The organism is Pseudomonas sp. JDS28PS106 (assembly GCF_036706555.1).
In the GTDB taxonomy this organism is placed as follows: Bacteria; Pseudomonadota; Gammaproteobacteria; order Pseudomonadales; family Pseudomonadaceae; genus Aquipseudomonas.
Window position 1 is genome coordinate 55,490 of record NZ_JBAJGT010000010.1, and the last position, 11,580, is coordinate 67,069.

Annotated in this window: 11 protein-coding genes and 1 tRNA gene; all 12 read right to left on the reverse strand. The window is 58.6% G+C overall.

What is annotated here, in order from left to right:
* Positions 1-309: 309 nt before the first annotated feature.
* Entirely contained in the window at positions 310-1,239 is a 930-nt protein-coding gene (locus tag TRP66_RS16875; protein ID WP_333405043.1) for a glycosyltransferase, read from the reverse strand.
* A 13-nt stretch (positions 1,240-1,252) separates the two neighbouring features.
* The gene (gene rfbA, locus TRP66_RS16880) at positions 1,253-2,143 is read right to left on the reverse strand and encodes a glucose-1-phosphate thymidylyltransferase RfbA (RefSeq protein WP_333404826.1); all 891 of its coding nucleotides are present in this window, start codon (positions 2,141-2,143) and stop codon (positions 1,253-1,255) included.
* On the reverse strand, positions 2,140-3,045 hold the full coding sequence (gene rfbD / locus TRP66_RS16885; protein WP_333404828.1) for a dTDP-4-dehydrorhamnose reductase: 906 nt from the start codon (positions 3,043-3,045) through the stop codon (positions 2,140-2,142). Before rfbD ends, rfbA begins: the two co-directional genes overlap by 4 nt.
* A complete protein-coding gene (gene rfbB, locus TRP66_RS16890; RefSeq protein ID WP_333404830.1) occupies positions 3,045-4,118 on the reverse strand; it encodes a dTDP-glucose 4,6-dehydratase in 1,074 nt (357 codons plus the stop codon). The genes rfbD and rfbB overlap by 1 nt, the downstream gene beginning before the upstream one ends.
* 439 nt (positions 4,119-4,557) lie before the next feature.
* Entirely contained in the window at positions 4,558-5,658 is a 1,101-nt protein-coding gene (gene ychF, locus TRP66_RS16895; protein ID WP_333404832.1) for a redox-regulated ATPase YchF, read from the reverse strand.
* A 21-nt stretch (positions 5,659-5,679) separates the two neighbouring features.
* Entirely contained in the window at positions 5,680-6,264 is a 585-nt protein-coding gene (gene pth, locus TRP66_RS16900; protein ID WP_333404834.1) for an aminoacyl-tRNA hydrolase, read from the reverse strand.
* 199 nt (positions 6,265-6,463) lie between these two features.
* The gene (locus tag TRP66_RS16905) at positions 6,464-7,069 is read right to left on the reverse strand and encodes a 50S ribosomal protein L25/general stress protein Ctc (protein WP_333404836.1); all 606 of its coding nucleotides are present in this window, start codon (positions 7,067-7,069) and stop codon (positions 6,464-6,466) included.
* A gap of 138 nt (positions 7,070-7,207) precedes the next feature.
* Positions 7,208-8,149 carry a ribose-phosphate pyrophosphokinase gene (locus tag TRP66_RS16910; RefSeq protein WP_333404839.1) on the reverse strand — a complete coding sequence of 314 codons (942 nt, stop codon included), beginning with the start codon at positions 8,147-8,149 and terminating at the stop codon, positions 7,208-7,210.
* A 45-nt stretch (positions 8,150-8,194) separates the two neighbouring features.
* Positions 8,195-8,269 (reverse strand) — tRNA-Gln (locus TRP66_RS16915).
* 37 nt (positions 8,270-8,306) lie between these two features.
* Entirely contained in the window at positions 8,307-9,155 is an 849-nt protein-coding gene (ispE, locus tag TRP66_RS16920) for a 4-(cytidine 5'-diphospho)-2-C-methyl-D-erythritol kinase (protein ID WP_333404841.1), read from the reverse strand.
* 2 nt (positions 9,156-9,157) lie between these two features.
* Positions 9,158-9,775 carry a lipoprotein insertase outer membrane protein LolB gene (gene lolB / locus TRP66_RS16925; RefSeq protein WP_333404843.1) on the reverse strand — a complete coding sequence of 206 codons (618 nt, stop codon included), beginning with the start codon at positions 9,773-9,775 and terminating at the stop codon, positions 9,158-9,160.
* A 4-nt stretch (positions 9,776-9,779) separates the two neighbouring features.
* Positions 9,780-11,507 carry a tetratricopeptide repeat protein gene (locus tag TRP66_RS16930; RefSeq protein WP_333404845.1) on the reverse strand — a complete coding sequence of 576 codons (1,728 nt, stop codon included), beginning with the start codon at positions 11,505-11,507 and terminating at the stop codon, positions 9,780-9,782.
* Positions 11,508-11,580: the final 73 nt, after the last annotated feature.

Consider the following 11,580-nt stretch of genomic DNA (forward strand, 5'->3'; position numbering starts at 1 on the left):
CCAAAATGCTTCGGGATCGCTGATCCGTCTCTTGTAAAAGAGCGGAACGCGCCGCAAAGGCTGCAGCTCGATTCTCCGACCAAAAAATCTGACTCAAGCAGGGCCGGGGTTCTGCGCAAGTAACCGTTTTACGTCTCTAACAGCTTGCTGTGTAACGACTTCATGTGAGACAGGCAAAAGCCGCACAGTAACATAAGCCGCCTCTCAGTAACATTGAGCACCTTGTAGGAAAGTACTGATATTAGAGGGTCGGACCTTTGGATTCTTTGCTACGACAAAACGCAGAGGGAGGGATTCAACCGCCAGCGATTATTTTGGTCTGGAAATGCTGGCAAGGAGGCATGCCATGACAAACAAAACCTTGTCCCGTCTTCTTCGTCGGCACGCCTTCGCTTTGAAGATCAGCTTGAGGAAAAGCAGGCGGGTTGACTGGCCAGGCTTTCGTGGCAGCAGGTGATTCCCGTCCGTCAGTTGGCTGATCAGTAGCACCTGAGCGGGCCACCAACCGTTGGTTATCGTCCTCAGGCGTGCAGTAAACGACGCGATTCCAGTGTTAGCCCCCACCTGATTGTCCGCGTGCTGCCGGTACTCCATCGTAGCGGTTGGATCGATGAACCATCGGAAACCGTGATTCCGTGCGAACGCGTAGCAGTACCAGTCATGAAGAGTGACCTGCTGTGCATGATCCCAGTGGTTGAGCAGCGACGCTTTGAACGCATCCGCCAAGCGGCGGTTGAGCACATAAGTACAGCCTGGACCCGCCGCCTCGAAGAGATGATCGCAACGAACCTGAGGCTGGGCCTTGTCGAGCTCAAGCCGCTTGCCGTTGGGCCAGAACGCTGTGACGTTGCTGGAATACGCATCGAAATCATCCGTCTTCAATCTTGCAACGGCGAGCTCAAGCTTGTCCCGGTGCCAGACGTCATCCTGATCAGAAAAGGCCACGTAATCGAAGACGGAGTAATCGACATCCCGGACCAGCCTGAAGAAATTACGTGCAGCACCGCCAAAGCGACCTGACGGCGGCAGCAGCGTGACATTTGCATGCCGCTCTGCGTAAGACTCACAGAAGGCTTCCGTCCAATCGGACGATGTATCTACACTAATGAACACACTGACATCGACATTCGTCTGCGTCAGTATGGAGTCGAGCTGTTCCTCTATCCACAAGACGCCGTTGAAGGCCGCCAACAATACGGCGACCCTTGGTAGCCCACACGGTTGACAGCCAGACGGCATGATCTCGCTCAAATCAGAACGAACCGAGGTCGAGCAGCTTCTGCAGATACTGGCCGTAGCCGGTCTTTTTCAGTTTCTCTGCTTGCGCACCCAATTGCTCAGGAGTGATCCACCCATTGGTGTAGGCAATTTCTTCAAGGCAGGCGACTTTCCAGCCCTGGCGCTGCTCGATGGTATGCACGAAATGGCTCGCTTCCAGCAGCGACTCGTGAGTACCGGTGTCCAGCCAGGCAAAACCGCGCCCCAGCATTTCCACGCTCAGGCTCTGCTTTTCCAGGTAAACGCGGTTGACGTCGGTGATTTCCAGTTCGCCACGCGCGGACGGCTTGATGTTCTTCGCAATCTCGACGACCTGGTTGTCGTAGAAATACAGGCCCGTCACGGCATAGCTCGACTTGGGCTTGGCCGGTTTTTCCTCGATGCTCAGCGCGCGGCCGGCTTCATCGAACTCCACCACGCCGAAGCGCTCCGGATCGGAAACGTGATAGCCGAACACTGTTGCACCGTTGGTCTGCTGACTGGCGGAGCGCAGATTCTCGGAGAAGTGCTGGCCGTAGAAGATGTTATCGCCCAGGATCAGACAGCAAGGATCGTTGCCGATGAACTCTTCACCAATGATGAACGCCTGCGCCAGCCCATCAGGGCTTGGCTGCTCGGCGTAGCTCAGTTCGATGCCGTACTGGCTGCCGTCACCCAGCAGTTTCTGGAAGCTTGGCAGATCGTCAGGGGTGGAGATGATCAGGATTTCCCGCATGCCCGCGAGCATGAGTACCGAAAGCGGGTAGAAAATCATCGGTTTGTCGTAGATCGGCAGCATCTGTTTGGAAACGCCGAGGGTCAACGGGTGCAGACGAGTGCCTGAGCCGCCGGCCAGAATGATGCCTTTACGATTGATCGTAGTCATTTGTTCAGTACTTCCATGAGCATGCGGGTTACACCACTTCGCCAGTCCGGCAAGTGCAAAGAAAAAGTCTGGCGCAGTTTGTCTGTATTCAAGCGCGAATTCAGTGGTCGCTGAGCCGGAGTCGGGTATTGCGTTGTGGGGATAGCATTGATCGTTTCCACTGCTAACAGTTCACCTTGCTCGCGTGCAAAGTCGATCACGAATTGCGCGTATTCATGCCAGGAAACTTCCCCGGCCGGCGCCAGATGGTAAATGCCACATGATTCGGGGCGAGCCAGTGTCTGCTGAAGCGCCGCGGTCGCGATATCGGCCAGCAGTTCGGCGCCGGTCGGGGCGCCGATCTGGTCGGCAATGACATTCAGCGTCGTGCGGTCTTTGGCCAGACGCAGCATGGTCTTGGCAAAATTGTTGCCGCGTGCCGCGTAGACCCAGCTGGTGCGCAGGATCAGATGCTTGCAGCCGGACGCGACGATGAGCTGCTCGCCTTCCAGCTTGGTCGCGCCGTACCAGTTGACTGGGGAAACCTCATCGGTCTCCTTCCAGGCACGGGTTCCCGTACCGGCGAACACGTAGTCCGTCGAGTAGTGGACCAGCAGGGCATCCAGTTGCAGGGCTTCTTCTGCCAGGACCTGGCTGGCGAGCGCGTTGACTGTGCGGGCCAGCTCACGGTCTGTCTCTGCCTTGTCGACCGCGGTGTAGGCCGCGGCATTGACGATGACCTGAGGCTGAATGCGGCGGATCGTGTCTCTCAGCCCCTCCAGATCGGACAGGTCGCCGTGAACCGGGCCGTAGGGCGATGCCACCTGATGGCGATCCAGCGCAACCACCTCACCGAGCACGGCGAGCGAGCGTTGCAGTTCCCAGCCGACCTGGCCGTTCTTGCCCAGCAGAAGAATTTTCATTACTTACCGTCGCGCGTTGTGTAGTTCTTGTCGATCCATTGCTGGTAGCTACCGCTCTTCACGTGCGCGACCCACTCAGGATTGCTCAGATACCATTCGACAGTCTTGCGGATACCGGACTCGAAGCTCTCTTTCGGCACCCAGCCCAGCTCGCGCTGGATCTTGCTGGCGTCGATCGCGTAACGCAGGTCGTGGCCGGGACGGTCCTGTACGTACGTGATCAGGTCGGCGTGTGGGCGATGGGCCGAATCCGGACGCAGTTCGTCGAGCAGCGCGCATACTGTATGCACGACTTCGATGTTCTGCTTCTCGTTGTGACCGCCAATGTTGTAAGTCTCGCCGATCTCGCCCTCGGTCACGACCTTGTACAGCGCGCGGGCGTGGTCTTCGACGTACAGCCAGTCGCGAACCTGGTCGCCTTTGCCGTAGATAGGGAGCGGCTTGCCTTCCAGTGCGTTGAGGATGATCAACGGGATCAGCTTCTCGGGGAAGTGGCACGGGCCATAGTTGTTCGAGCAGTTGGTCACCAGCGTAGGCAGGCCGTATGTCCGACTCCAGGCGCGAACCAGGTGGTCCGAGCTGGCCTTGCTGGCCGAGTAGGGCGAGCTTGGCTGATAAGGCGTCGTCTCGGTGAACAGGTCTTCCGGGCCTTCGAGATCGCCGTACACTTCGTCGGTTGAAATGTGATGGAAACGGAACGCGGCCTTGCGCGATTCGTCCAGCTGATTCCAGTAACCGCGCGCGGCCTCGAGCAGCGTGTAGGTCCCGATGATGTTGGTCTGAATGAACTCGGACGGCCCACTGATAGAGCGATCGACATGGGACTCGGCTGCCAGATGCATGACCGCATCGGGCTGATGCTCGGCAAAGACGCGATCGATGGCCGCGCGATCGCAGATGTCGACGTGAGCAAACGCATAGCGCTCGCTCTGATCCACCGACTGCAGCGACTCCAGGTTGCCCGCGTAAGTCAGTTTGTCGACGTTGATGACCGCATCATCAGTATTGGAAATGATGTGACGGATCACCGCTGAGCCGATGAAGCCGGCACCACCTGTTACTAAGATCTTCAAAAGAGTATTCCCTGGCTTATGACAAGGCTCGGCCTGGCCCGTTGAAGCAATGGCTGCCCATTACCACGTGTGATTGCCCGTGCAGAACATGCGCCTGCATGACCTGCCGAACGTCGGCGGTCAGGTCGATATTTTACATAGAAGAGCGGCCGTGCCCATTATTAATTACATGTTGCGGTGCGCCCGCGAAACGCTGCTTGAGTGCACCGGCTACAGACAAAACAATGTTATTCGCAGTTCAACCGCGAGAGCCGTTGGTAGAAACTTTTAGTCATAGGCGTTATTACAGAACGGCAACATGGTGCGCCATCTGGACTCCTCGGCAACTCCCGGCCGCCAACTGCTACGTGGTTTTTTACAAGGCGCATGAAAAAGCCCCTGCATCGCTGTCGATGCAGGGGCTTCTGGTCAGGCCCGGGCGTGGCGCCCACGCAAGTTGTCAGACGTTAAACCGGAAGTGCAACACATCACCATCCTTGACCACGTAGTCCTTGCCTTCCAGACGCCACTTACCGGCTTCCTTGGCTCCGGCTTCGCCCTTGTACTGGATGAAGTCGTCATACGAAACGCACTCGGCGCGGATGAAGCCTTTTTCAAAGTCGGTGTGGATCACGCCCGCTGCCTGGGGAGCGGTAGCGCCGACGCGTACAGTCCAAGCGCGTACTTCTTCGACACCCGCAGTGAAGTAGGTCTGCAACTGAAGCATTTCGTAACCGGCACGGATCACGCGGTTCAGGCCGGGTTCTTCGAGACCCAGGGCTTCGAGGAACATGTCTTTTTCCTCGCCGTCATCCAGCTCGGCGATTTCTGCTTCGATCTTGTTGCACACCGGGACCAGCATCGCGCCTTCTTCTTCAGCGATGGCGCGCACGACGTCCAGGAACGGGTTGTTCTCGAAACCGTCTTCGGCGACGTTGGCGATGTACATGACCGGCTTGGTAGTCAGCAGGTGGAAGCCGCGAATGACCGCTTTTTCCTCGGCGCTCATGTTCTTCATCAGGCTGCGCGCAGGCTTGCCTTCGGTGAAGTGGGCGATGAGTTGCTCCAGCAGGCCTTTCTGGACGACTGCGTCCTTGTCGCCACCCTTGGCGTTGCGGGCGACTTTCTGCAACTGCTTCTCGCAGCTGTCGAGGTCGGCGAAGATCAGTTCCAGGTCGATGATCTCGATGTCGCGCTTGGGGTCGACGCTGTTGGAAACGTGGATCACATTCTCGTCTTCGAAGCAGCGGACAACGTGCGCGATGGCATCGGTCTCGCGGATGTTGGCCAGGAACTTGTTGCCCAGGCCTTCGCCTTTCGACGCGCCGGCTACCAGTCCGGCGATATCCACGAATTCCATGGTCGTCGGCAGGATGCGCTTGGGGTTCACGATGGCCGCCAGCGCCGCCAGGCGAGGGTCGGGCATGGCCACGATGCCGCTATTGGGCTCGATGGTGCAGAAGGGAAAGTTCTCTGCCGCGATCCCGGACTTGGTCAGGGCATTGAACAGGGTGGACTTGCCGACGTTGGGCAGGCCGACGATGCCGCAGTTGAATCCCATGGTGTATCCCCTCGAGTGGTGTCAGGCCTTCTGGCTGTGCAGGTTTTTCATCGCACGGTTCCATTCACCGGCGAAGATCTCCGGCAGCACGCCGAGGGCAAAATCGATACTGGCATCCAGCTTTTCCTGTTCCGCACGTGGCGCTCGACCCAGGACAAAACCGGATACCTTGCTGGCATCGCCCGGGTGGCCGATGCCAAGCCGCAAGCGATGAAAGGTGTTCTGGTTACCCAGCTGCGCAATGATGTCGCGCAGCCCGTTGTGACCGCCATGCCCGCCGCCGACCTTGAGTTTGGCGACGCCGGGAGGCAGATCGAGTTCGTCGTGAGCCACCAGGATTGCATCGACCGGAATGCGATAGAAACCGGCGAGCGCCGCCACGGCCTGGCCGCTGCGGTTCATGTAGGTGGTGGGAATCAGCAGACGAACGTCCTGACCCTGGTGCGAGAAACGCCCGGTCAGGCCGAAGAATTTGCGCTCGGGAACGAGGTTGACTCGTTGCGCCGCAGCAATACGCTCAACGAAAAGGGCCCCTGCGTTATGCCGGGTCTGTTCGTACTCTGCGCCTGGATTTCCCAGGCCAACGATCAGTTGAATGGCGGTCACGACAGGGGCCCTTCTCTGGAGTTGTGGATAACACCGCTTGCGACAGCGGCAAAACTGAACGAAAACTGCTCATTTACCATGACGTAAACGTCGCGATCCCGCCCGCTTTGCCTGCCAGGTCTGTACGAAAACTGGTTTCTCGCACAGAACCTGAGGCTCGCGATGTTTCCTGAGCAACTCCGACTCTACCAAGTAATGATTACTCGGCAGCGCCTTCTTCTTTGGTGTCTTCTGCTACAACGCGTGGAGCGTGGACGTTGGCGATTGCCAGGTCGGTGCCGTGCGCCAGTGCAACGAACTCAACGCCTTTAGGCGCCTTGAGGTCGGACAGGTGAACGTTGGAACCGATTTCCAGAGCGCCCAGATCGACTTCGATGAACTCAGGCAGATCTTTCGGCAGGCAGGAAACTTCCAGCTCGGTAACGGTGTGGGAGATTTCGCCGCCTTTCTTGACCGGAGCTTCTTCGTTCAGGAAGTGAACCGGAACGATTGCAGTCAGCTTCTGACCGGCAACGACGCGGACGAAGTCAGCGTGCATCACGTGGCCTTTGGCTGGGTGACGCTGCAGAGCCTTGATCAGGACGTTCTGCTTCTGGCCACCAACGTTCAGCTCGATGACGTGGCTGAAAGCTGCTTCGTTTTCCAGCAGCTTGGCGATTTCCTTGGCCAGCATGCTGATGGACTCAGGGGCTTTGTCGCCACCGTAGACAACAGCAGGAACCAGGCTTGCGATACGACGCAGGCGGCGGCTCGCACCTTTCCCCAGGTCGGAACGCTGTTCGGCATTCAGAGTAAATTCATTCATGTTGTTTCTCCAAAATATCCACATCCACCTGGCGTTTGCGACCAGCGCCAGAGCGGTATGGGCAAAAAAGCCCCGCCAAGACCGAATGTCAGGGCGGGGCGCTTTTCGTCGACGGGATGCAGGCTTCGGGTCAGACCCTTAGCGGAACATCGCGCTGATCGATTCTTCGTTGCTGATACGGCGAACCGCTTCTGCAACTACCGGCGCGATATCCAGTTGACGGATACGGCTACAGGCTTGTGCTGCGGCGGACAGCGGGATGGTGTTGGTCACCACCAGCTCGTCCAGCACGGAATTTTCAATGTTCTCGATCGCCCGACCGGACAGAACAGGGTGCGTGCAGTAGGCAAATACCTTGGCTGCGCCGTGTTCTTTCAGGGCCTTGGCCGCGTGGCACAGGGTGCCGGCGGTATCGACCATGTCGTCGACCAGAATACAGGTACGTCCTTCGACGTCGCCGATGATATGCATCACTTCGGAGTGATTGGCTTTCTCGCGGCGTTTGTCGATGATCCCGAGATCGACGCCCAGGGATTTGGCAACGGCACGTGCACGCACAACGCCGCCAATGTCCGGGGAAACGATCATCAGGTTTTCGAAGCGCTGATCTTCGATATCGTCCACCAGAACAGGGGAGCCGTAGATGTTATCTACAGGGATATCGAAGAAACCTTGAATCTGGTCAGCATGCAGGTCAACCGTGAGTACACGGTCGATGCCGACCACGGTCAGCATGTCCGCAACGACTTTCGCGCTGATGGCGACACGTGCGGAACGCGGACGGCGGTCCTGGCGGGCATAACCAAAGTAAGGAATTACAGCGGTAATCCGGGACGCTGAGGAACGGCGAAAGGCATCAGCCAGTACGACGAGTTCCATCAGGTTATCGTTGGTCGGAGCGCAGGTAGGCTGAATCAGAAAGACGTCTTTACCGCGGACGTTTTCGTTAATCTCAGTGCTGATTTCACCGTCGGAGAATTTACCGACAGAGACATCACCCAGTGGGATATGCAGCTGACGTACCACACGCCGAGCCAGATCGGGGTTAGCATTCCCCGTAAAGACCATCATCTTGGACACGCGCAGTACCTAGAGGCTGTGAGTAACCTGGATGAGTATAGAAAATGGCAGGGGCGGCTGGATTCGAACCAACGCATGGCAGGATCAAAACCTGCTGCCTTACCGCTTGGCGACGCCCCTGTAGTGATCAATCCGAGTGCCTGGCACTCGTTTCCTGTTACAGAATTTGCAGCTTGCGATGCAACATCGAAACGTTGCTTCCTTTTGCTACGAACCCTGTAAGGGTCTCTGTAAGAAGGGCCGAGACTTTAACAGCTTCAGCTTCGTTTGGGAAGGCCCCAAACACACAACTTCCAGTTCCGGTTAATTTTGCTTCGGTAAATTTACCTAGCAAATTCAAAGCGTTACGTACATCTGGGTAACGCCTCTCTACAACCGCTCTACAGTCGTTTCGACTGTTTCCCTTGGGAACGGGGCGCACTTTAATGGGAGGAGAGTCGCGTGTCAACAACGGATCTGAAAAAATTTCTGCTGTACTTACAGATACTTGCGGGACGAGTACCAGATACCAGGGTTCTTCGGGGTAAACCGGGGTCAGGATTTCGCCCACGCCTTCCGCGAATGCAGCCCGGCCACGCACGAAAACCGGGACATCGGCGCCCAGCGTGAGGCCCAGCGTCGCCAGGCGATCCTCGTTCCAGTCGAGCTTCCACAAATGGTTCAGGGCAACGAGCGTGGTCGCGGCATCCGAACTGCCGCCGCCGATTCCGCCGCCCATGGGCAGACGTTTTTCCAGCCAGATGTCCATGCCGAGCCTGCAACCGGATTTCTGTTGCAAGGCGCGGGCGGCTTTCACGATCAGGTTGCTGTCGTGAGGGACGCCCGGAACATCGGTTTGCAGGCGAATCTCGCCGTCCTCGCGAACGGCGAAGCTCAACTCGTCGCCGTAATCGAGAAACTGAAAGATCGTCTGCAGCTCGTGATAGCCATCGGGGCGGCGCCCGAGAATATGCAGCATCAGGTTGAGCTTGGCCGGGGCGGGCAGCGTCAGGCGGGGCGCAGTCATGTTCATTGCCCCAGCTTGCGGGGCTGCCAGTCCTTGATGACCAGCGTGACATCGAGATCCTGGCCATGCAATTTCACCCGCTCGGGCAACCAGTAGCCGTTCTGTTCGACATAGCTCAGGTATTTCACTTCCCAGCCGTCCTGTTCGAGACTCGCCAGACGGCTGTCGCCGTCCAGCGTGACGCGACTCTTGCTGTCGGGCGCGGGCAGCCCACGAACCCACCAGACCAGATGTGACACGGGAAGCTTCCAGCCAAGCTGTTCTTCAAGCAGGGTTTCCGGAGTCGCCGCTTCATAGCGACCCTGATTGGCGACTTCCAGCGAGACACCGCCGGGGCGGCCGGTCAGACGCGCGGCGCCGCGGCCCAGCGGACCGGACAGGCGAATATCGTAGTAGTCCTGCCGCTGGAGCCAGAACAGTGTGCCGCTGCCCGAGTCCTTCGGCGCGCGGATACCGACCTTGCCGTTGATCTGCCAGCCGTCGAGGGCGGTCAGCTCCTGTTTGTGTTCGCGCCATTGCGCGGGATCACCCTGTCCCTGGACGGCTTCGCGAGAGGTGAGGCCCGCGCAACCGGCGAGCAAGGCGATGAAACTGAATACAACTGCGTGGCGCAAAAACATAACGTCAAAGAGTCTCTGATCCGGTCAAGCGCCGCAATGTGCTGCGCAGAATAGGGCTGTCGGGTTGTTGTTCCAGGGCCTGGCCCCAGATTTTTCGTGCTTCGCTCTGCTTGCCCTGGGCCCACAATACTTCGCCCAGGTGAGCGGCGACTTCGTGATCGGGAAAGCGCTCCAGAGCCTTGCGCAACAGGCGTTCGGCCTCAGCGAGATTGCCCATGCGGTAATTGACCCAACCAAGGCTGTCGAGCACGGCCGGATCGTCGGGATTCAATCGGTGGGCTTTCTCGATCAGCGCCTTGGCTTCCGCATAGCGCGTGGTCCGGTCGGAAAGGGTGTAGCCCAGCGCGTTCAGGGCCATGGCGTTTTCCGGCTCGCGCTTGATAATGCTGCGCAAGTCCTTCTCCATCTGCGCCAGATCATCGCGTTTTTCGGCAAGCATGGCCCGGGTATAGAGCAGGTTGACGTCGTCCGGATACTGCTTGAGTGCCTGATTGAGCACCTGCCAGCCACGGTCCGGCTGGTTGTTGCCGGACAGCGTCTCAGCCTCGATCAAGTAGAGCTGTACGGCGTATTCCGGCTGCTCGTCGCGGGCTTCGGACAGTCGCTTGGCCGCTTCGGCCCAGTTGCCGTTGCTGATCAAAATATCGCTCTGGCGCAATTGCGCGGGCAGGAAATCCGGTCCGGGCCCGACCTGAGCGTACTCGGCCAACGCGCTTTGCGGGTCGCCGCGCTCTTCCTGGATGCGACCCAGGTTCAGGTGCGCCGAATCCACATGGGCGCCACGGGCGACAAGTTCCTCCAGATAGCCTGCGGCCTCGTCCCAGGCCTTCGCTTCGAGGCAGACAAGAGCAAGGGAAAAGCGCAACTCGTCGTCATCCGGATATTGCTGCAGCAGACTGGCGAACTGCACCTTGGCATCGTCCATGCGGTTCTGCTCCACCAGCATGCGGGCATAGGTCAGGCGCAGGCGTTTGTCTTCGGGGTACTTGCGGATACTCTTTTCCAGAATCGGCAGGGCCTCATCGCCCCGGTCCATGCTTGCCAGCAGGCGGGTGTGTAGCAGGATGGGCGCGATCTCGCCTTCCTTGGGCGGATTGTCCTCCAGCAGGCGCAAGGCTTGTTCGGAGTCACCGTTCTGTTGCAGCAACAGCGCCTTGCCGAAGATCAACTGACCGTTGTTGGGATATTTGCCCAGCAACCGGTCGAAGCTCTGCAGTAACCCATTGCGCGTGTCGGTGTCGGTTTCGGCGGCGGACAGCGCAAGAAAATCGAAGTGAGTGTCGCCTTGGCCCTGGAGCACGCGCTCCATGTATTGCATGGAGTCGTCGTAACGCCCCGAGCGCGCCAGCTGGATCGCGGCGGCGCGTTGCGCTTCGAGATTAGTCGAGTCGTTTCTGGCCCAGATCAGCGAAGTGTCCAGCGCGGCCTGATCGGCACCCAGGTATTCGGCAATACGGTAGGCACGTTCGGAAACCGCCGGGTCCTGTGTCGTGATCGCCTGACTGACGTAATTGTCCAGGGCGATGTCGAAACGATTACGCTGCCCGGCCAGCTCGGCGCTCAGCAGGCTGACCAGCGTTTCCTGGGTGAACGAGCCGTACACCACGGGCTTGGCTTCGGTCGCGGGCGGCGGGTCCGGTTGAACAGGCGTGACAGCCGAGGGTTCGGAAGTCATCGACTGGCAGCCGCCGAGAACAGCGAGGGCGAGGAACAGCGCGGAGGATCTAGTCATATATAAGAGGGGCGGCTTACCTGCGGTGGGAGCATCATGACACAAGGCCGGGGTCAAACCCACAGCCGACGAA